The 19,430-nt window shown below is 68.2% G+C and carries 17 protein-coding genes; 8 read left to right on the top strand and 9 right to left on the bottom strand.

Annotation, left to right across the window (positions count from 1 at the left end):
- The first annotated feature begins 15 nt into the window (after positions 1–15).
- Positions 16–627: a hypothetical protein gene (locus J3A75_RS26925; protein WP_043074392.1), complete on the top strand. Its 612-nt coding sequence runs from the start codon at positions 16–18 to the stop codon at positions 625–627.
- A 3-nt stretch (positions 628–630) separates the two neighbouring features.
- Positions 631–2,022, top strand: coding sequence for a Dyp-type peroxidase (locus J3A75_RS26920; protein WP_043074391.1), 1,392 nt, complete (start codon positions 631–633; stop codon positions 2,020–2,022).
- Positions 2,023–2,639: 617 nt separating this feature from the next.
- On the opposite strand, the gene J3A75_RS26915 is transcribed toward J3A75_RS26920, so the two are convergent.
- The 9 genes from J3A75_RS26915 to J3A75_RS26875 form a co-directional block, all read right to left on the bottom strand.
- Positions 2,640–3,668 carry an IS110 family transposase gene (locus J3A75_RS26915; protein ID WP_043074390.1) on the bottom strand — a complete coding sequence of 343 codons (1,029 nt, stop codon included), beginning with the start codon at positions 3,666–3,668 and terminating at the stop codon, positions 2,640–2,642.
- Between the two features lie 234 nt (positions 3,669–3,902).
- On the bottom strand, positions 3,903–4,826 hold the full coding sequence (locus J3A75_RS36675) for a hypothetical protein (protein ID WP_245337774.1): 924 nt from the start codon (positions 4,824–4,826) through the stop codon (positions 3,903–3,905).
- Between the two features lie 362 nt (positions 4,827–5,188).
- Positions 5,189–6,139: an electron transfer flavoprotein subunit alpha/FixB family protein gene (locus J3A75_RS26905; RefSeq protein ID WP_043074389.1), complete on the bottom strand. Its 951-nt coding sequence runs from the start codon at positions 6,137–6,139 to the stop codon at positions 5,189–5,191.
- A 65-nt stretch (positions 6,140–6,204) separates the two neighbouring features.
- Entirely contained in the window at positions 6,205–6,954 is a 750-nt protein-coding gene (locus J3A75_RS26900) for an electron transfer flavoprotein subunit beta/FixA family protein (protein WP_043074388.1), read from the bottom strand.
- 49 nt (positions 6,955–7,003) lie between these two features.
- Positions 7,004–8,233, bottom strand: a complete 1,230-nt coding sequence (locus tag J3A75_RS26895; RefSeq protein ID WP_043074387.1) for an acyl-CoA dehydrogenase — start codon at positions 8,231–8,233, stop codon at positions 7,004–7,006.
- Between the two features lie 26 nt (positions 8,234–8,259).
- A complete protein-coding gene (locus J3A75_RS26890) occupies positions 8,260–9,414 on the bottom strand; it encodes an acyl-CoA dehydrogenase family protein (protein ID WP_043074386.1) in 1,155 nt (384 codons plus the stop codon).
- Positions 9,415–9,427: 13 nt separating this feature from the next.
- Positions 9,428–10,609 (bottom strand): acyl-CoA dehydrogenase family protein, encoded by a 1,182-nt coding sequence (locus J3A75_RS26885; RefSeq protein ID WP_043074385.1) that lies wholly within the window; start codon positions 10,607–10,609, stop codon positions 9,428–9,430.
- Between the two features lie 5 nt (positions 10,610–10,614).
- On the bottom strand, positions 10,615–11,802 hold the full coding sequence (locus tag J3A75_RS26880) for an acetyl-CoA C-acyltransferase (RefSeq protein ID WP_043074425.1): 1,188 nt from the start codon (positions 11,800–11,802) through the stop codon (positions 10,615–10,617).
- A gap of 43 nt (positions 11,803–11,845) precedes the next feature.
- On the bottom strand, positions 11,846–13,927 hold the full coding sequence (locus J3A75_RS26875) for a 3-hydroxyacyl-CoA dehydrogenase NAD-binding domain-containing protein (protein ID WP_059409616.1): 2,082 nt from the start codon (positions 13,925–13,927) through the stop codon (positions 11,846–11,848).
- 284 nt (positions 13,928–14,211) lie between these two features.
- On the opposite strand from J3A75_RS26875, the gene J3A75_RS26870 reads away from it, so the two are divergent.
- From J3A75_RS26870 to J3A75_RS26845, 6 genes are read left to right on the top strand one after another with little or no spacing between them, the layout of a single operon-like run.
- Positions 14,212–15,375 carry an ABC transporter substrate-binding protein gene (locus J3A75_RS26870; protein ID WP_043074384.1) on the top strand — a complete coding sequence of 388 codons (1,164 nt, stop codon included), beginning with the start codon at positions 14,212–14,214 and terminating at the stop codon, positions 15,373–15,375.
- A gap of 7 nt (positions 15,376–15,382) precedes the next feature.
- Entirely contained in the window at positions 15,383–16,255 is an 873-nt protein-coding gene (locus J3A75_RS26865) for a branched-chain amino acid ABC transporter permease (RefSeq protein WP_043074383.1), read from the top strand.
- A gap of 10 nt (positions 16,256–16,265) precedes the next feature.
- Positions 16,266–17,264, top strand: a complete 999-nt coding sequence (locus tag J3A75_RS26860; protein WP_089231103.1) for a branched-chain amino acid ABC transporter permease — start codon at positions 16,266–16,268, stop codon at positions 17,262–17,264.
- The gene (locus J3A75_RS26855; protein WP_043074382.1) at positions 17,257–17,967 is read left to right on the top strand and encodes an ABC transporter ATP-binding protein; all 711 of its coding nucleotides are present in this window, start codon (positions 17,257–17,259) and stop codon (positions 17,965–17,967) included. Before J3A75_RS26860 ends, J3A75_RS26855 begins: the two co-directional genes overlap by 8 nt.
- On the top strand, positions 17,960–18,670 hold the full coding sequence (locus J3A75_RS26850) for an ABC transporter ATP-binding protein (protein WP_043074381.1): 711 nt from the start codon (positions 17,960–17,962) through the stop codon (positions 18,668–18,670). Before J3A75_RS26855 ends, J3A75_RS26850 begins: the two co-directional genes overlap by 8 nt.
- On the top strand, positions 18,667–19,425 hold the full coding sequence (locus tag J3A75_RS26845; RefSeq protein WP_043074380.1) for an enoyl-CoA hydratase-related protein: 759 nt from the start codon (positions 18,667–18,669) through the stop codon (positions 19,423–19,425). Before J3A75_RS26850 ends, J3A75_RS26845 begins: the two co-directional genes overlap by 4 nt.
- Positions 19,426–19,430: the final 5 nt, after the last annotated feature.

Below are 19,430 nucleotides of genomic sequence, written 5' to 3'. Positions count from 1 at the left end.
CGACAGGAGCCACCGATGACCGACAGCCACGACGCCCCGCAGATCGACGAGACCCGTCTCCGGGCGATCCGCCGCCGGATCGAGGAGGTTGCGGGCGACGCGCCGCAGCTCGCCAAGCTTGCGCTCGAACAGATGATGACCAAGCACAATCCCGACTTGAAGGGCTCCGCGGGCTCGGCCGGGCGGATCGGTGCACAGTCCGGCAACGTCTCGGAGCTGACGGCGATCGCCAGGCTGAAGCCTGGAGGCGCCGAACGGCTGCGGCGCATCTTCGGCCTGGTCAACGGCAACTTCGACGGCGCGCAGAAGGTCGGCACACTCCACGACATGCGCTTCGCCTTCTTCGACGATGACACGCGCATCCTGTTCGCCACCACCTACGACGGCGACTGGGACACGTACATCAACGACTTCGCCACCAAGATCCCGGATCTGATGGATCTGCTGTTCCAGTCGGTTGAGGGCTGGCCGGGGATCAAGAGCCCGAAAGTCAAGGACTTCATCGCCGGACATCAGATCACCGCGGCCGGCTGGTTCGTGGCCAACCCACAGGTCACGGTCGTCGACGTGCGCCGGCTCCAGCGCTTGGAGCGCGCGTTCAACGAATTCCTGGACAAGGTGGGTTGAAGCATGTCGATCATCGAACGACTCGCATCGCGCTTCCGCAGAGACACCGTCTCGCTGGAGCTCGACGACATCCAGGCGCTGATCCTGCGCAGCCGTCCCGAGCCGTACGTCGGCATCCACGCCATGCTCCACTTCGACGACGCGGAGGGTGCGCGCGACCTGCTCGGACGCCTTGCTCCCCACATCGCGTCGGCCGACACGTGGACCGACGAACTCGATCACTGGATCGGCGTGGCCATCAGCTACGAAGGGTTGAAGGCCCTTGGTCTGCCTGAGGCCCAGCTCAAGACCTTCCCGCTGCCCTTCCAGCAGGGCATGGCCGCACGCGCGCCGCAGCTGCGCGATCAGGGGCTCAACGCGCCGGAGAACTGGGACGCGGTGTTCACGCCCGGCCGGTGCCACCTCGCGCTGACCATCTATGCGGTCGACGATGCCGCCCTCGATAGAGCACTCGCGAGCGCCCGCGCGGAGCTCGACCGTGCTGTGGGGGTGACACTTCTCGGAGAGCACCGCTTCGGCGCGCCCGAGGGCGCGAAGAACCCGTTCGGCTTCCGAGACTCAATCTCGCAGCCAGCGATCGAGGGCAGCGGCGTCGCCCCGCTGCTCGGCGAGGCACGGCCGATCAAGGCTGGCGAGTTCATCCTAGGCTACCCGAGCGAGACCGGCGTGCCACTCGCGATGCCTGTGCCAGCCGTCTTGGGGCGGAACGGCACCTTTGTGGTGCTGCGCAAATACCAGAGCCGCGTCGGCTGCTTCAACGCCTTCCTGAAGGCCAACGGCGAGACGACGGAGGCGCGTGAGCGCCTCGCCGCCAAAATGTTCGGGCGCTGGCGCTCAGGCGCACCCCTTACCCTTGCGCCCGACACTGACGATCCCGAACTCGGCGCTGATCCGCGCCGCAACAACGACTTCGCCTACGCGGACGACCCGAGAGGGCGTCTCGTCCCGCTCGGCTGCCATATGCGCCGGCTCAACCCACGCGACGCCGAGCTGACACTGCTCACCGACGTCAATATCCACCGCATCATCCGCCGCTCCAGCACCTTCGGGCCTGTCTACTCCGAGGACGTGGTACCGGCGGACGATGCCAAGGGCGAGCGGGGCATCTTCTTCATCTTCGTCAGCGCGCGCGCTTACGATACGATCGAGTTCATGCAGCAGGAGTGGATCAACCGCGGCAACTTCATCGACCTCGGGGAGGAGCGAGATCCGGTCGTGGGGTTGCACGAGGGTGAGCAACGCTTCACGATCCCGCAGGCTCCGGCACGCAAGCGCATCGACGGCGTGCAAACCTTCAACGTCATGAAAGGTGGCGAGTACCTATTCATGCCGAGCCTCTCGGCGCTGAACTGGCTAGCCAAAGCCGGATGGCGCAATGCTTCCAAACACGACTGACATAATTGGTCCCAGTGCGGTATGTCGAAACTAAATCGGTCAGATAATGGGCCGAGAAGAATCATTCAATTTGAATCGAAATCCCCGAGTCTCATCTGTTGCAGCGAGCCGCGCGAACACAAACCTGTTGCGATGATCAGCCGATCGCAGGGAAGAATACCGACTGTCTCGCGAGCGGTGCTCGTCGTACTGCTATTTCGTAAGCTGCCCTTACGCGAATGGCCTATCGAGCCGGTAGCGTCCGCTTACGGGACGTCGGCAGGACCTTCTGAATGACCGGGACGGGCGCGCAGCCGAATGTCAGGTCCTGCGCGCGCCGGCAATTCGGCGTGACGAAGTATGGCCACAAGCGGCCTGTCCTGTGTGGATGGCTCCCGCATTGCAAGTGGCGAATTGAGCTTCTGACGCGTTGGTCGGGTGCAGTCTTGTGTCCGGCCTGTCGATGCAGTCGTTCATGTTGACCGCTGGCCCTGATGGTATCCGCGAGCTGGGTCCCACTCTGCTTCGCGGGCTATGACGCCCTGGACAGGCGGCGGGGTGTCCCGGCTCCCGGTCTGACCGGTTCGCCATCAACTCTCATCGTCCTCGCAACCTGGAAACGTCTCCTTCGCGTGCTGTCAGGCGGCCGTGGCCGCCGGTGCGCGGTAGGTGCCGCCGCGGGTCATGATCGCCCAGGCGACCCGCGCCGTGCGATTGGCCGCCGCCACGGTCACCACGCGCACCGGCTTACGCTGCAGCAGCGCCGGCAGCCGCGGGTCGACCGAGGTCGGTGTCGTCTTCGCACGCCGGATCAGAGAGGTCATGCCGACCACGAGCAGCCGGCGCAGGTAGCGGTCGCCCATGCGCGAGATCCGGCCCAGGCGCTCTTTGCCGCCACTGCAGTTCTGCAGCGGTGTCAGGCCCAACGAGGCCGCGAACTGCCGACCGGAGCGGAAGCGTTCGGGCTCGCTCACCGAGGCGGCCAACGCGGTTGCCGACACGATGCCGACACCCGGGATCGTCGCCAGGCGCTGCGACAGGTCGCTGTCCCGATGCCAGGCGAGCAACTCCTTCTCCAGTCGGGTGAGTTGGATCTGCAAGGCACCGATCTGATCGGCCAACCCGGTCACCACGCGCTGGGCTAACGGCGGCACCTCGGCCGCGTCGCCGGCCGAGAGTCGGGCCGCCAGTTCGAGCGCGTGCCGCAGGCCCCGCGCCATCTCGATCCCAAACTCAGCGAGCAGGCCGCGGATCATGTTCACCAGCTGCGTGCGTTGCTTGACCAGCAGGTCGCGCGTCCGGTGCAGCGCCAGCGCCGCCTGCTGCTCGGTCGACTTCACGGGCACGAAGCGCATGCTCGGGCGCGTCACCGCCTCACAGATGGCTGCGGCATCGTTCGCATCGGTTTTGCCGCGCTTGACGTACGGCTTCACGTAAGCCGGCGGCATCAGCCGCACGTCGTGGCCGAGGCTCATGAGCTCCCGGGCCCAGTGGTGCGCTGTGCCGCACGCCTCCATGCCGACCAGGCATCGCGGCAGCTTGGCGAAGAACGGCACGACCTGCGCCCGCCTCAAGGCCTTGCGCACGACGACGTGCCCAACTGCATCGACGGCGTGAACCTGAAAGATGCTCTTGGCCAGATCGATGCCGACGGTGGTGATCTCCATGGGGATGGCTCCTGCATGAGCGTGGCTGCTGCTTTGACAGCAACCACATCTTGGCATCGAGACGCCGTCAGTCGGAGCGGGAGCCATCCACCCCATCTGCTTCGGAGCAGGTCCGCTTGAAAATTCGACAGCCTCCTATCGACCCGACCCGGCCGCGCGGACGGCCGCCTGCGTCTCCCGTAAGCAGCCATCTGTCGGTAGTCCCGCAACTCGGCTCGGGAAGGAAACCGGACCTCAGTTTGCAGACACCGCGATCCGATAGGGCGATACCTCAAATGGGCTGACGCGGATGTGCGCGCCGTCGTCCTTGAAGACCGCCAGCTCGTGCAGCCGCCCGCCAACGACGTGAAGCAGGAGGTTGACCGCCGGGCCAGACAGCTCATCGCCATCCCGGTAACGGCCTTCTACCGGGACCCGCCGGGCGACCGCGACGGGCTCGCCCTCAACCCGGAACCTCAGGCTGCCCTCGTCGTCAATCCGACGCACTAGGGCGGTCCGAGCTTGTTCGGCGAGCCCGTCCCTGCCGGGGAAGTCGGCGGCAAAAAGGCGGTCGAGCACGGCCCGCTCGCGCGGCGCCGGTACACGCCAATCAACGACTGCACTCCAAGGTACGGCCAGCGACGCCGCGGCCGCGAGATCGCTCTCGCGCAGCCACGCGATCACGGCATGCGCCTCTCGCTCGGCGGCTGCGGCCGAGTCGAACAGACCGGACCAGCCAAAACCAGCGCCATCCCACCGCGACCACGAGCCATTCTCATCGTCCTCGTGGCGGAGGATGCCCTCCCCATAGGCGTATTGGCTGCCGGGGGTCTTGAAGACCCAGACGCAACGCAGGCCGTCCGGGCTCGACCACTGCCCAACGAGATTGCCCGCCCCATGCAGGTGCGCATCGCGCAGGCCGAGGAGCGCGCGGGCCGCTCGCGTTCGGTTGGCAGGCGGCAGCGACAGATGCATTGCCTCGATTTCGATCCGCACGAGGTGTGCGATGAGCACGTCCTCGAACACTGCTGTGTCTCGCACCAGGATGACGAAGTCGGGAACGTAGGCATCGTACTCGTCCGCTGGTCCGGCCGTCCCGAGGCCGATTGGATCCCAAACCCAGCGCAGCACCTCGGCAACGTGCGACGCCAGTTCCCCGTTGTCGCCTTCATCAGGCATCGCACCCTCTCGGCATCCTGTTCATTTGCCATGCGGCTCATTCGGCCATCGACACCGAGAGCCCGCAAGGGGTCGAGAGCGGGCATGGCGACGATGTCCGCTTCCCGACCTTGTCGTCCGGAAGGGGACCGGCAGAAATCCACCCATCTGAGACGTTCGTCCGGGCACTGGGCGGCGGCAGATGCTGGCCGTAAGCCGAAAGGCCGCTTCGGAGCAGGGCCACCGCAAAAGCGGACAGCCTTCTGCCGATCCGTCCCGGCCATCCAACGAGACGCTAGCGCTTCTCCAGAGTTATCATTCGCAGGGACAGCTGCGGTGTGGTTGCAGTAAGGAGGCTGGTGAGCCTCATTCTCCGGCCGATCTCATTCTTTAGCCCTGGCAATCTCGGACTGAAGCTCCGGCACGACCTGGAACAGGTCACCGACCAAGCCGTAATCGGCGATCTGGAAGATGGGGGCGTCCTCGTCCTTGTTGATTGCGACGATGACCTTCGAGTCCTTCATGCCGGCGAGGTGCTGGATGGCCCCGGAGATCCCGACCGCCACGTAGAGATCCGGCGCGACCACCTTGCCCGTCTGGCCTACTTGCCAGTCGTTGGGGGCGTAGCCCGCATCCACCGCCGCCCGCGAGGCGCCCACGGCGGCACCGAGCGTGTCGGCCAGCGGCTCGATCAGTTCGTGAAACTTGTCCGACGAGCCGAGGGAGCGGCCACCGGAGACGATGATCCGCGCCGAGGCCAGCTCCGGCCGGTCGGACTTGGCAATCTCCTCGCCCTTGAATGTCGAGCCGCCGGCCTCCGGGGTTGCGGCGGATACGAGCTCAATCGGGGCGACGCCGCCGCCCTCGGCCGCCGCCGCGAAGGCCGCCGTGCGCACGGTGATCACCCGCTTTCCATTGGGAGCCTGCACGGTCTGGATCGCGTTCCCGGCGTAGATCGGCCGCTCGAACGTGTCAGACGAGACCACCTTAATGATATCAGAGACCTGCGGGACATCCAGCAGCGCGGCCACCCGTGGCAGGACGTTTTTACCGGTGGTCGAGGCGGAGGCGATGATCGTCGTGTACGGCTCGGCGAGCGACGCGATCAGCGCGCCCACCGGCTCGGCGAGGTCGTAATCGTAGGTGCCGTCCTCGGCGTTCAGGACCTTTTCGATGCCGTCGAGCCTGGCCGCTGCCTCCGCGACGGGCCTGGAGCCGGCGCCCAGGACCAGAGCATGGATCGAGGCGCCGATCGTCCTGGCGGCGGTGAGCGCCTTCAGCGTCCCATCCTTGATCTGGCCGTTGCCGTGCTCAACGAAGAGGAGTGTCGTCATGGTTGTCTGCGCTCTTTAGGGTGGTGGCGCAAGGCTCGATCTGGGAGGCGAGCCTCGCCTGCGGATCAGATGACGCCGGCTTCGACCTTGAGCTTCTGGACGAGCTCGGCCACCGACGCGACCTTGACGCCGGCGGAGCGGCCCGGCGGCTCGGCGGTCTTCAACACGGTCAGCTTCGGGGTCACGTCGACGCCGAGGGTGTCGGGCGCCAGTTCCTCCAGGGGCTTCTTCTTGGCCTTCATGATGTTGGGCAGCGAAGCGTAGCGCGGCTCGTTGAGGCGCAAGTCCGTCGTCACGATCGCCGGCAGCGTCAGGCTGAGGGTCTGAAGGCCGCCGTCCACCTCTCGGGTCACGTCGAGGCTGCCCTCGTGGGGCTCGATCCTGTAGGCGAAGGTGCCCTGCGGCCAGCCCAGTAGCGCCCCGAGCATCTGCCCGGTCTGGTTCGAATCGTCGTCGATCGCCTGCTTGCCGAGGATGACGAGCTGCGGGCTCTCCTTCTCGACGACGGCCTTCAGAAGCTTGGCGACGACCAGGGGCTCGCAGGCGACGTCGGTCTTGATGAGGATCGCCCGGTCGGCGCCCATCGCGAGCGCCGTGCGCAGCGTCTCCTGCGCCTGCTGCGGGCCGATCGACACCGCGACGATCTCGCTGGCCTTGCCCTTCTCCTTCATCCGGATCGCCTCCTCGACGGCGATCTCATCGAAGGGGTTCATCGCCATCTTGACATTGGCGAGTTCGACGCCGGATCCATCCGGCTTCACCCGGATCTTCACGTTGTAGTCGACCACCCGCTTGACGGGCACCAGAATCTTCATGGCGAACGCGATCCTTCCGAATTCTTCTCCGGGCGTGGGCGATTGCTTCTCAGAAGAACGCCTGTAGACCCGTCTGCGCCCGTCCCAGGATCAGGGCGTGGACGTCGTGGGTGCCCTCGTAGGTGTTCACCGTCTCGAGGTTCTGGGCGTGCCGCATCACGTGGTACTCGCCCATGATGCCATTGCCGCCGTGCATGTCCCGGGCGACCCGGGCGATGTCCAGCGCCTTGCCGCAATTGTTGCGCTTGATCAGACTGATCATCTCCGGCGCCATCTTGCCCTCGTCCATCAGCCGCCCGACCCGCAGCGAGGCCTGGAGGCCCAGCGTGATCTCGGTCTGCATGTCCGCGAGCTTCTTCTGGACGAGCTGCGTCTGCGCCAGCGGTCGGCCGAACTGCTTGCGCTCCAGCGTGTAGTCCCGCGCCCGGCGCCAGCAATCCTCCGCCGCGCCCATGGCGCCCCAGGAGATGCCGTAGCGCGCCCGGTTCAGACAGCCGAACGGGCCCTTAAGGCCCGAGACGTTCGGGAGCAGCGCGTCCTCGCCGACCTCCACATCCTCCATCACGATCTCGCCCGTGGTGGAGGCGCGCAGGGACAGCTTGCCCTTGATGGTCGGGGTCGAGATCCCCTTCATGCTGCGCTCCAGGACGAAGCCGCGGATCGCATTGTCATGCGCCTCCGACTTTGCCCAGACGACGAACACGTCGGCGAAGGGCGCGTTCGAGATCCACATCTTGGCGCCCGACAGGCGGTACCCGCCCGCCGTCTTGACCGCCTTGGTCTTCATGCCCGCCGGGTCCGAACCCGCATCCGGCTCGGTGAGGCCGAAGCAGCCGATCCATTCGCCCGAGGCGAGCTTCGGCAGGTACTTCCGGCGCTGCTCCTCCGAGCCGTAAGCATGGATCGGGTACATCACCAGGGAGGATTGCACGCTCATCATCGAGCGGTAGCCGGAATCGACCGCCTCCACCGCCCGCGCCACCAGCCCGTAGGCGACGTAGGACGCGCCCGCGCAGCCATATTCCTCCGGCAGGGTGACGCCGAGGAGGCCACGCTCACCCATCTCGCGGAACAGGCCGGGGTCGGACTTTTCGGTCGCGTAGGCCTCGACGATGCCGGGCAGCAGGCGCTCGCGGGCGAAGTCCTGGGCGGCGTCGCGGATGGCGCGCTCGTCCTCGGTCAGCTGATCGTCAAGCAGGAAGGGATCGTCCCACACGAAACGCGCGGAGGGCGGGGCGTCGGGGGCGGCGGAGCCCGGCGGGCGCATCGGGGCGTTCATGGGCAAGTCTCCCTGGATCGTTCGTTTCACGCTGCGCCGAGAAGGCCGCCCGCGTCGCTCACCCGACGCAGGTGATAGGGCGTATCGCCGAGCAGGTATTCGATCGTAGCGAGGCGGCGGAACAGGTGGGCGCCGAGATACTCGAGCGTCATGCCGATGCCCCCGTGCAGTTGCACGGCTTCCTGTCCGATATAGCGGGCCGCGCGGTTGACCTGCACCTTCGCGGCCGAGACCGCAGGCGCGCGCTCGGCCGCGTCGTCGGACCCCGCCATCATGGTGGCGTAGAGGGCCATGGAGCGGGCCTGTTCCAGCGACATCAGCATGTCGACGGCCCGATGCTGCAACACCTGGAAGCCACCGATTGCGGTGCCGAATTGCTTGCGGGTCTTCAGATAATCGACGGTCAGCGCGTGCAGCGCCTCCATCACGCCGACCGCCTCAGCGCACAGGGCCGCGATGCCCTCGTCCAGAACCCGCTCGATCACGGGGAGCCCCGCATTGGCCTCCCCGAGCAGTGCATTGGCGGGAAGGATTACATCGTCCAGCACGAGATCGGCCGCCCGGCCGCCATCCTGCGTCGGGTAGGGCTTGATCGTGAGGCCAGGGGCGTCGGCGGGCACGAGGAACAGGCTGATGCCCGCCTCGTCCCGCTGGCCGCCCGCCGTGCGCGCGCTGACCACGAGGGTCTGCGCCGCGTCGGCATTGAGCACCACGGCCTTGGCCCCGTCGAGCCGGAAGCCGTCGCCCTCCCGGCGGGCCGTGGTCGCCACGTCCGCGCGGTCGTAGCGGGCCTGACGCTCGCCATGGGCGAAGGCGAGGCGATGGCTTCCCTCGACGAGGCCGGGGACTAGGGCTTCCCGCTGCGCGGCGGTGCCTGCGAGCCGCAGGGCGCCGCCGCCGAGCACGACGCTCGCGAGATAGGGCTCGGGGGCGAGGTGTCGGCCGAGTGCCTCGACGGCGATCATGGTCTCGACCGGCCCGCCGCCGAAGCCGCCATCCTCCTCCGAGAAGGGCAGGCCGAGCAGGCCGAGTTCAGCGAGTTGCGACCACGCACCCCCATCGAAGCCCAGCGGCTTGCGGCGGGCGGCCTCGACTTGCTCGAGGCTGCCGTAACGGTCCGCGGCCCAGCGGGCCACGCTGTCCTTCAGCAGGCTCTGTTCGTCGGTGAAGTCGAAATCCATCGCGAAAACTCCTTCAGAGCCCCAGGATCGCCTTGGCGATCACGTTGCGCTGGATCTCGTTCGAGCCGCCGTAGATCGAGACCTTGCGGGTGTTGAGGTAGGTCGGCGCGGCGAAGGCTTCCCAGCCGAGGGCATCGACGTCGTTCGCCACGGGCGCGGGCAAGCTCAAGGGACCCGCGAGTTCGACCAGCAGCTCGGTCGCCATCTGCTGCAGTTCCGAGCCCTTGATCTTCAGGATCGAGGAGGCCGGGTCGGGCTTCGAGGCGTCGCGGCGTCCCTGGGCCGAGACCACCCGCATCTGGGTGATTTCCAGCGCCTTCAACTCCACTTCCAGGCTCGCCACCCGGCTGCGGAAATCGGGCTCGTCCCACATCGTCCCGGCGCCGGCGGGCGTCTCCTTCGCCAGCCGCTTCACCCGGGCGACACGCTCCTTGGTGAGGCCGATGCGGGCGATGCCGGTGCGCTCGTTGGCGAGCAGGAACTTGGCGTAGTCCCAGCCCTTGTTCTCCTCGCCGACGAGGTTCTCGACCGGCACGCGCACGGAGTCGAAGAACACCTCATTGACCTCGTGCCGCCCGTCGATCGTGATGATCGGGCGCACGGAGATGCCGGGGGTCTTCATGTCGATGAGCAGGAAGGAGATACCGGCCTGCTTCTTCGCCGCCGGATCGGTGCGCACGAGGCAGAAAATCCAGTCGGCATACTGGCCGAGCGTGGTCCAGGTCTTCTGGCCATCGACGATGTAATGGTCGCCGTCGCGCACCGCCTTGGTCTTGAGCGAGGCGAGGTCGGAGCCCGCGCCGGGCTCGGAGAAGCCCTGGCACCACCAATCGTCGAGGTTGGCGATGCGCGGCAGGAAGCGCTTCTTCTGCTCTTCGTTGCCGAAGGCGGCGATGACGGGGCCCACCATGAAGCAGTTGAATTGGAGCGGCAGCGGCACCGCCGCCTGCATCAGTTCCTCCATGAAGATGTAGCGGCGGATCGGATCCCAATCCTGCCCGCCCCACTCCTTCGGCCAATGGGGCACGGCCCAGCCCTTGGCGTTCAGGATCCGCTGCGAGGTGACGTAATCCTCCCGCGCGAGGGAGCGCCCCTCGGAGATCTTGCGGCGGATCTCGGCGGGAATCTCGGTGCGGAAGAAGGTGCGGACCTCCTGGCGGAAATCAGCCTCTTCCTGTGTGAAGCGCAGATCCATGGGTCTTACTCCCCCTCGATCTCGAACAGGCCGGCGCAGCCCTGGCCGCCGGCCACGCACATGGTGACGACCGCGTAGCGCACACGGCGGCGGCGGCCCTCCAGAAGGGCATGGCCCACCAGCCGGGCGCCCGACATGCCGAACGGATGGCCGACGCTGATCGCGCCACCGTTGACGTTGACCTTGTCCGGGTCGATCCCGAGCTTGTCGCGGCAGTAGATCGACTGCGAGGCGAAGGCCTCGTTCAACTCCCAAAGGCCGATATCGTCCACGGAGAGCCCGTTGCGCTCGAGGAGACGCGGCACCGCGAAGACCGGGCCGATGCCCATCTCCTCCGGCCCGCACCCGGCGGCTGCGAAGCCGCGCACGATCCCCAGCGGCTTGAGGTTCCGGCGCGCGGCCTCCTCGGCGGACATCAGCACGGAGGCCGACGCGCCGTCGGAGAGCTGGCTGGCATTGCCCGCTGTGACGAAGGCGGCCTCGCCGCGCACGGGCTTGAGCTTGGCGAGGCCGTCCAAGGTGGTCTCGGGCCGGTTGCCCTCGTCCTTGGCAAGGCGGGTCTCAACCTGCCTCGTCTCGCCGGTCGCCTTGTCGGTCACGGCCATGGTGGCGGTGATCGGCACGATCTCGTCATCGAACAGCCCGGCGGCTTGAGCGGCGGCGGTGCGCTGCTGGCTCATCAGGGCGAATTCGTCCTGCGCCTCGCGCGAGATGCCGTACCGCTCCGCCACGATGTCGGCGGTCTCGATCATCGGCATGTAGATCTCGGGCAGGTTCCGCTCGAGCCACGCGTTGCGGGTGAGTTCGCGCCGCACCTGCGGCTGGACGAGGCTGATCGATTCGACGCCGCCCGCCACCGCCACCGGCACGCCATCGAGGCGGATGCGCTTGGCGGCATCCGCGATGGCCTGGAGGCCCGAGGCGCAGAAGCGCGAGACCGTGGCCCCCGCCGACTGGACCGGGATGCCCGCGACGAGGCTCGCATGCCGGGCGACGTTGCCGCCGGTCGCCGCTTCCGGGTAGCCGCAGCCCATCACGACCTCTTCGACGGCCTCGGGCTCGACACCCGCCTTGCCGAGGGCGTGGCGGATGGCGTGGGCGGCGAGGTCGGCCCCACCGGTCAGGTTCAGCGCCCCGCGATGCGCCTTGCCGATGGGCGTGCGAGCGGTGGCGACGATCACGGCGTCAGTCATCGGGATCTCGTGAGCGAAGTTGCGGTGCGGGCGGAAGCGGGATTCACCGGCCACCCCAATCGGAAAAGCGCTTGCCCTCCTGGGCAAGCCGGGCGAGCAGCGGCGCGGGGCGCAAGGTCTCGTCGCCGCTCTCTTCAGCGAAGCGGTCGAGATCGGCCGCCACCGCAGCGAGGCCGAGGCTGTCGGCCCAATGCATCGGCCCACCGCGCCACGCGGGCCAGTTGTAGCCGTTGAGCCAGATCGTATCGATGTCGCCGGGGCGGGCCGCGATGCCCTCCTCGAGGATGCGCGCGCCCTCGTTGGCCATCGGCAGCATCAGCCGGGCGACGATCTCATCCGGCGAGAAGCTGCGGCGAGTGGTGCCGTGCTCGGCAGAGGTTCGCTCGATCAGCGCCTCGACCTCGGGGTCGCGCGAGCCCGTCCGGGCACCCTCGGGGTAGAGGTAGAAGCCCTTACCCGTCTTCTGGCCGAGGCGACCCGCCTCGCAGAGCGCATCGGCGACCGGGGCCTTGCCGCCGGTGGCCTTCCGGGTGCGCCAGCCGATATCCAGCCCGGCGAGGTCGCTCATGGCGAAAGGCCCCATGCGGAAGCCGAACTCCGTCACCGCCGCATCGACCTCGTGTGGCAGGGCGCCCGCGAGCAGCAGGCGCTCGCCCGCCGCGCTGCGCCGGGCCAGCATGCGGTTGCCGACGAAGCCGAAGCAGACGCCGACCGTCACCGGCAGCTTGCCGAGCCGCCGGGCGAGGTCGTTGCCCGTGGCCAGGGCATCCGGCGCCGTGCGCGCCGCCCGCACCACCTCCACGAGGCGCATGACGTTGGCCGGGCTGAAGAAATGCAGGCCGAGCACGTCGCCCGGCCGGTCCGTGGCGTCGGCGATCCGGTCGATGTCGAGATAGGACGTGTTGGTGGCGAGAATCGCGCCGGGCTTGGCGATCCGCGACAGGGCGGAGAAGATCGTCTCCTTGATGCCCATCTCCTCGAAGGCCGCCTCGACCACGATGTCGGCCTGTGCCGCGTTGTCCAGGCCGACCGCGCCCGTGATACGGCTCAGCCGCTCTTCCATCGCCGCCTCGCTGAGCGAGCCGCGCTTGACGGACGAGGCGTAGGTGGCGCGCATCCGCGCCAAGCCGCGGTCCAGGGCCTCCTGTTCGGTCTCGATCACGATGACGGGAATGCCCGCATTGGCGAAGCAGAGGGCGATGCCGCCGCCCATCGTGCCCGCGCCGATCACGGCCGCCGACGCGATCTCCCGCCGTGGGGTCTCCTTGGACAGGCCCGGCACCCGCGCGGTCTCGCGCTCCGCGAAGAAGGCGTAGCGCAGGGCCTTCGAGCGCGGATCGTCCACGAGCGCGAGGAAGCGGGTGCGCTCCGTCTTCACGGCCTCCTCGAAAGGCAGGTCGAATCCGGCCCGGACCACGTCGGCCAGCGCCGCCACGTTCGGCTGGCCGGGCGCTTTCTTCACTGCTTCATTGGCCTTGGTCTCGAAGCCTGCGCGTGTCGCCGGGTCCAGCCGCTCGCCTCGGTCGCGGACCCGCACCGGCGCGCCGCCTTCGGCAAGCTTGAGCGCATGCGTGCGCGCCGCCTCCACGAGGTCGCCTGTCTCGAGGGCATCCGCGAGGCCCATCGCGACGGCCTTCTTGGCATCGACAGGCTCACCGCTCAGCATCATGGCGAAAGCGGACTCGGGGCCGACGAGGCGCGGCAGGCGCTGCGTGCCACCCGCGCCGGGGATCAGCCCGAGCTTCACTTCCGGCAGGCCGAGCTTGGCCTTTGGTCCGACCACCCGCGCGTGACAGGCGAGGGCGAGTTCGAGGCCGCCGCCGAGGGCCGCCCCATGGATTGCGGCGACGACCGGCTTGCCCGCACCGTCGAGGCGGTCGAGCACGTCCGGCAGCAGCGGCGCGCGTGGGGGCGTGCCGAATTCGGAGATGTCGGCTCCACCGACGAACACCTTGCCCTCCGCCGCCAGCACCACGGCGCGCACTGAGGCATTCGCCAGCGCCGCCTCCAGCGCGCTATCGATGGCCGCGCGCAGGCCATGGCCCAGCGCGTTCACTGGCGGGTTCGACAGCGTGAGCACGGCGACGCCGCCCAGGGTCTCCTGACGAACCACGGTCCCTCCCATCGTTCTGCATTGCAGAATATCGGTTTGCATTTGTGGCCGCATGTCGGGTCGGGGCGCGACGTTTGTCAAGTCTGGCGGCGAAAATCGTGGCGTTTGAAACAGACTTGTTCCGTCATGCAGAACATTGAACCGCTTTCGATTGACAAATTCGGAGCGGGCGTGCGAAGGCGCATCCGCCGAGGCCGCCATGCGGTCTCGCTGTGGACGAGGGTCGTCAGAACCCACGCACGGGATGAAACACGCGCGCTACCGTCATGACGGGCCGCGCCCAGGGAGGAACCCGCATGCTTCGCAGAGCCGCCGCGGCCGCGTCGATCGCCATCGCCACCATGTTGGGGGCGGGGGCCCGTGCCGACGAGATCCTCGTCGGGGCTCACATGCCGCTGACCGGCTCGCTGGCCCGCTCGGGTCAGGCCTTCGACGAAGGCATGCGGGTGGCGATCCAGATGTTCAACGCCCGCTCCGAGAAGCACAAGATCCGCCTCCAGGTGATCGATGACGAGAGCACGCCTGCCAAGGCGGTGTCGGCGGTCGAGAAGCTCGTCTCGGACGGCGCGGTGGCCCTGGTCGGCGGCTACGGCTCGAACATCATCGGCCCGGCCTCGGACGCCTCGAACCGGCTCAACACCACCTACATCACGGCGGGCGCGGTCAGCGACGAGCTGACGGCGCGGGGCCTGAAGACCTTCTTCCGCATCAACAACAACGCGGGCTACCAGCGGGGCATCGGCACCCTGCTCGAGACCCTGAAGCCGACCTCCGTGTCGATCCTGGCCTCGACCAAGGAGGCCCCGGCGCTGCTCGCCAAGGGCTTGCAGAAGGACCTGACCGCCAAGGGCGTGAAGGTCACGGTCCACGAGTTCGACCCGGCGATCACCGACTTCAAGCCGATCATCAACAAGGTGAAGCTGCAGGACCGCTCGGACATCCTGATGATGTCGGCCTACGAAAACGACTATGTCGGCATCATCCGCGCCGCCAAGGTGCTGAAGCCGCCGGTCAAGCTGGTCGTCGGCGCGTGGTCGCTCGCTACCCCGAAGATGTATGCCGAGTTTCCCGACCTGATGAACAACGTGGTCGGCACGTCCTTCCTGCCCTTCCCGGTCGAGATGAAGGACGAAGAGGGCAAGCGCTTCGCGGAGGTCTACAAGAAGACCTACAACAAGGAGATCGAGTACCTCTCGACCCTGAGCTTCGTGGAGACCACGATCCTCGCGGAAGCCATTGCCCGCGCGGCCGATGCCGGCACACTGAAGTCCGGCGGCCTGCCCGATGCCATGCGCAAGACCGACCGCGAGACGTTGCTCGGCCCCGTCCAGTTCGACGCTACCGGCGACAACCCGCGCTTCTCCGTGGCGATGGGCCAGCACCGTGCGGGCAAGGTCGTGCTGGTCTCCCCGGCGGCCGCCGCGACGGGCGAGATCGTCTTCCCCGGCCTGCCCTGGTGAGGCGGGAATGACCGATCTCATCCTCCAGGCCCTGTTCTCCGGGCTCCTCGTCGGCAGCGTCTACGCCCTCGTGGCGCTCGGCCTCGCCCTCTCCTTCGGGGCGATGCGGATCATCAACCTCGCCCATGGCGAGCTCGTCCTGCTCGCCGCCTATTGCGCCTACGTGGTCGAGGCCCGTGCGGGGCTCGATCCCTACTACGCCATTCCCCTGGCGCTCCTCGTGGTCACGGCGGTCTGCGCCGTTCTGTTCCTGATGATCGACCGCATCCGCGAGCACCGGGAGCTGAACTCGCTGATCCTGACCTTCGGGATCGGCATCATCCTGACGAACGCGATCCTCCTGGCCTTCGCCAGCGACGTGCGCACCACCTCCTCGCCGGTGTTGCAGGACGCGACCTCGGTCGGACCGGTCTATGCCATGAACGGTGAGATCGTCGCCTTCGGCGTCAGCCTCGCGCTGATGGTCGCCCTGTGGTGGTGGCTCAAGAAGAGCTGGTACGGGCGGGCCGTGCGCGCCGTCTCGTCGAACCGGGCGGCGGCCAAGCTCATGGGCATCAGCCCGGTGCGGACCGAGCTGGTCTCGTTCCTCGTCGCGGGCGCGCTCGCGAGCTTCGCGGGCGTGGCGCTCTACACGATGAGCGTGGTGCAACCGGCGGTTGGCCATGCGCTGACCGTGAAGGCGTTCATCGTCACGGTGCTCGCGGGCGTCGGCTCGATCCCCGGCGTGTTCCTGGCCGCGATCCTCCTCGGCGTCACCGAGGCACTCACCGTCACGCTGGCGAGCTCCGCGCTTCAGGAGCTCGCCGGGATGGTGCTGTTCCTCCTCGTCCTCTTCCTGCTGCCGAACGGGCTGTTCGGCGCACGCGCCCGGCGCGGCTGAGGAGAACCCCATGGCCTCCCTCGATTCCGCCCCCGCCGTACCGTTGAAGGCGGCTCCCGCGAAAGCACGCGTGCCCGTCGGCGCCCTGATCGGCCTCGGACTCCTCGTCCTGGCGGCTTTGCCGGTGCTGCTCGGCGCCAGCAACTACATGCTCGGCCTGCTGATCTCGGCGCTGATCCTGTCGGGCGTCGCCCTCGCCTGGGCGCTGCTCGGCAATCTCGGCGGCATGGTCTCCTTCGGCCACGCCGCCTTCTTCGGGGTCGGCGCGTACGCCTCGGCCCTGCTCGCGGGCAAGCTCGGCCTGCCGGTGCTGCTCACCGTGCCCCTCGGCGGGGTCGTGGCCGTCGTGTCCTCGCTCGCCATGCTGCCGGCGTTGCGCCTGTCGGGCGCCTATTTCGCGCTTGCCATCCTCGCCTACGCGCAGATCTTCCGCATCCTCGCGACGGAAGCGTCCTGGCTGACCGGCGGCGGCGCGGGCTACCAGCGTTATCCCGGCCTGCCCACCGTATTCGGGTTCGATCTCGCGAGCCGCACCGGCAGCTACCTTCTGCTCGTGGCCTGCGTGGCGCTCTGCGCGCTGGCCTACCACGCGGTGCGGCGCAGCCATGTCGGGCTGGCGCTCCGCGCCATCGCCGACAGCGAGGACGCGACGCGGGTGGTAGGCGTCAACAGCACCTTCCTGAAGTGCCTGATGCTGATGCTCTCGGCCTTCATCACCGGCGTGTTCGGCGCGCTGAACGCCCACATCATCGGCTTCCTCGAGCCGGATTACGCCTTCTCCGGCATCTGGAGCCTGATGCCGATCATCGCTGCGATCTTCGGCGGCTACCGCACCATCGCCGGGCCGATCGGCGGCGCGGTGATCATCTACCTGTTCGACCAGATCGTCGCGAAGGGGCTGATCGCGGTCGGCCACCAGATCATCCTCGGCTTCGTCCTCGTCGGCATGGTGCTGGCCGCGCCGAACGGGCTGCTCGGTCTTGTCAGGAAGAGGGCCCGCCATGCTTGAGCTCGACGCCGTCACCGTCCGCTTCGGCGGGCTGGTGGCGCTCCGCGACGTCACCTTCTCGGTGAAGCCGGGGGAGATCCTGGGGCTGGTCGGCCCCAACGGGGCGGGCAAGACCACCCTGTTCAACGGCATCTCCGGGCTGACCCGGGTGCGCGGGCGCATCCGCTTCGAAGGCCGCGACGTCACGAAGCTGCCGCTTTACCGCCGGGCCCGGCTCGGGATCGGCCGTACCTTCCAGATCCCGCAGCCGATGCAGCACCTCACCGTGCGGGAGAACCTCGCCGTCGCGCAGGTCTTCGGCGCGGGCAAACACAATCCAGAGCGGATCGAGGAGATCCTCTCCGTCATGGAGTTGCAAGCGCAGGGCGACCGCCCGGCCGAGAGCGCACTGGCCCTGCAGGAACTGAAGCGCCTGGAGATTGCCAAGGCGCTCGCCACCGAGCCGCGCCTCCTCCTGCTCGATGAGGTCCTGGCGGGGCTGGAGAGCCAGGCCAAGCGCCAGTTCGCCGCCAAGCTGAAGGAACTGCATCAGCGCTTCGGGCTGACCATCGTCATCGTCGAGCACGACATCGAGACGATCTCGGGCCTCTGCTCGCGGGCGGTGGTGCTGAACTTTGGTGAGATCATCGCCGACGGCACTCCGGCGCAGGTGTTCCGCGATCCCCGCGTCGTCGAGAGCTACACGGGGACCGCCCATGCTTGAGACCCGGAACCTCAAGGCCGGCTATGGCCATATCACCGTCCTGTGGGACCTCTCCCTGACCTTCCGGGAAGGGGCGCTCACCGCCATCGTCGGCCCGAACGGGGCAGGTAAGACCACGCTGCTGCGTGCCCTGACCGGGCTGATCCCCTACGAGGGCGAAATCCGGCTCGGCGGCGAGCGGCTCGCGGGCAAGACCTGGGATCTCGCGTCCCAGGGCCTCGTGATGGTGCCGGAAGGGCGCCTCGTCTTCCGCGACATGAGCGTGGAGGAGAACCTCTGCCTCGGGGCCTACCCGAAGCGGTGCCGGGGCAACCTGTCCGCCGGGCTCGACCGGGTCTACGCGCTGTTTCCCCGTTTGCGCGAGCGGCGCAACCAGGCGGCGGGCTCGCTCTCGGGCGGCGAGGCGCAGATGGTCGCAATGGGTCGGGGGCTGATGTCTCAGCCCAAGATCCTGCTGATTGACGAGCCGAGCCTCGGCCTCGCCCCGGTCATCGTCAACGAGGTGTTCGACATCATCGCCCGCCTGAAGGAAGCCGGGACGACGATCCTGCTGGTCGAGCAGAACACCCGCGTCGCCCTCTCCGTGGCCGACGATGTGCATCTCCTGCGCGGCGGGCAGGTGCGCCTCAGCGCCCCTGCGGGCGAGGTCGATCTCGACCGCCTGCACGATCTCTACTTCGCGCGGGAGGCGCAGAGCGCATGACCGGGACCCTGCGGATCTCCGACCCCGCCGAGGGCGTCCGTCTCCTCACCATCGACCGGCCGACGCGCCGCAACGCCCTCGACCGGGCGACCTACGGAGTCTTGCGGGAGGCGATCCTCCGGGCCGGGGACGAGGGGACCGTGCGCGCCATCGTCCTCACGGGCGCTGGCGGTTGCTTCACCGCCGGCAACGACCTCGCGGATTTCCGCGAGACCGACGAGACCGGGCAGGACAGCCCCGGCCTCGCTCTCCTGAAGGTGCTCGCCGCCTGCCCGAAGCCGCTGGTGGCGGCGGTGGAGGGGCACGCGGTCGGCATCGGCACGACGCTGCTCCTGCATTGCGACCTCGCCTATGCCGGGGAGGGCGCACGCTTCCGCCTGCCCTTCGTCAATCTCGGGCTCAGCCCCGAGGGAGCCTCGAGCTATCTCCTGCCCCTGGTCGCGGGCACGAAGCGCGCCGCCGAACTCCTGATGCTGGGCGAGGTGTTCGGACCCGGGATCGCGGCGGAGGCGGGCCTCGTCAACGCGGTGGTGGCGACGGGCCAAGCCCTCGACACGGCCCTGGCGCGGGCCACGGCGCTGGCGGCGCTGCCTCCGGTCTCGATCGCCGCCACCAAGCGGGCGTTGCGGGCGGGCCATGCGGAGATCGTCGCGCGGACGCTCGCGAGCGAGGCCGAGACCTTCCACGCGCTCCGCCGCGGCCCCGCGGCCCAGGCCGCCTTCGCGGCCTTCTTCGCACGGAATGCGGGACGATGAGCGAC

Source organism: Methylobacterium sp. PvP105 (assembly GCF_017876975.1).
In the GTDB taxonomy this organism is placed as follows: domain Bacteria; phylum Pseudomonadota; class Alphaproteobacteria; order Rhizobiales; family Beijerinckiaceae; genus Methylobacterium; species Methylobacterium radiotolerans.
The sequence above is the reverse complement of the archived record's forward strand: the minus strand, read 5'-3'. Positions and strand labels throughout refer to the sequence as shown.

Excerpts from the sequence above, each read along its gene's own strand:
- J3A75_RS26855 (WP_043074382.1), top strand. The coding sequence starts at position 17,257 with ATGCTTGAGCTCGACGCCGTCACCGTCCGCTTCGGCGGGCTGGTGGCG.
- J3A75_RS26850 (WP_043074381.1), top strand. The coding sequence starts at position 17,960 with ATGCTTGAGACCCGGAACCTCAAGGCCGGCTATGGCCATATCACCGTC.
- J3A75_RS26870 (WP_043074384.1), top strand. The coding sequence starts at position 14,212 with ATGCTTCGCAGAGCCGCCGCGGCCGCGTCGATCGCCATCGCCACCATG.
- J3A75_RS26865 (WP_043074383.1), top strand. The coding sequence starts at position 15,383 with ATGACCGATCTCATCCTCCAGGCCCTGTTCTCCGGGCTCCTCGTCGGC.
- J3A75_RS26900 (WP_043074388.1), bottom strand. The coding sequence starts at position 6,954 with ATGAAGATTCTGGTGCCCGTCAAGCGGGTGGTCGACTACAACGTGAAG.
- J3A75_RS26880 (WP_043074425.1), bottom strand. The coding sequence starts at position 11,802 with ATGACTGACGCCGTGATCGTCGCCACCGCTCGCACGCCCATCGGCAAG.
- J3A75_RS26905 (WP_043074389.1), bottom strand. The coding sequence starts at position 6,139 with ATGACGACACTCCTCTTCGTTGAGCACGGCAACGGCCAGATCAAGGAT.
- J3A75_RS26845 (WP_043074380.1), top strand. The coding sequence starts at position 18,667 with ATGACCGGGACCCTGCGGATCTCCGACCCCGCCGAGGGCGTCCGTCTC.
- J3A75_RS26860 (WP_089231103.1), top strand. The coding sequence starts at position 16,266 with ATGGCCTCCCTCGATTCCGCCCCCGCCGTACCGTTGAAGGCGGCTCCC.
- J3A75_RS26875 (WP_059409616.1), bottom strand. The coding sequence starts at position 13,927 with ATGGGAGGGACCGTGGTTCGTCAGGAGACCCTGGGCGGCGTCGCCGTG.
- J3A75_RS36675 (WP_245337774.1), bottom strand. The coding sequence starts at position 4,826 with ATGCCTGATGAAGGCGACAACGGGGAACTGGCGTCGCACGTTGCCGAG.
- J3A75_RS26920 (WP_043074391.1), top strand. The coding sequence starts at position 631 with ATGTCGATCATCGAACGACTCGCATCGCGCTTCCGCAGAGACACCGTC.
- J3A75_RS26915 (WP_043074390.1), bottom strand. The coding sequence starts at position 3,668 with ATGGAGATCACCACCGTCGGCATCGATCTGGCCAAGAGCATCTTTCAG.
- J3A75_RS26885 (WP_043074385.1), bottom strand. The coding sequence starts at position 10,609 with ATGGATCTGCGCTTCACACAGGAAGAGGCTGATTTCCGCCAGGAGGTC.
- J3A75_RS26895 (WP_043074387.1), bottom strand. The coding sequence starts at position 8,233 with ATGAACGCCCCGATGCGCCCGCCGGGCTCCGCCGCCCCCGACGCCCCG.
- J3A75_RS26925 (WP_043074392.1), top strand. The coding sequence starts at position 16 with ATGACCGACAGCCACGACGCCCCGCAGATCGACGAGACCCGTCTCCGG.
- J3A75_RS26890 (WP_043074386.1), bottom strand. The coding sequence starts at position 9,414 with ATGGATTTCGACTTCACCGACGAACAGAGCCTGCTGAAGGACAGCGTG.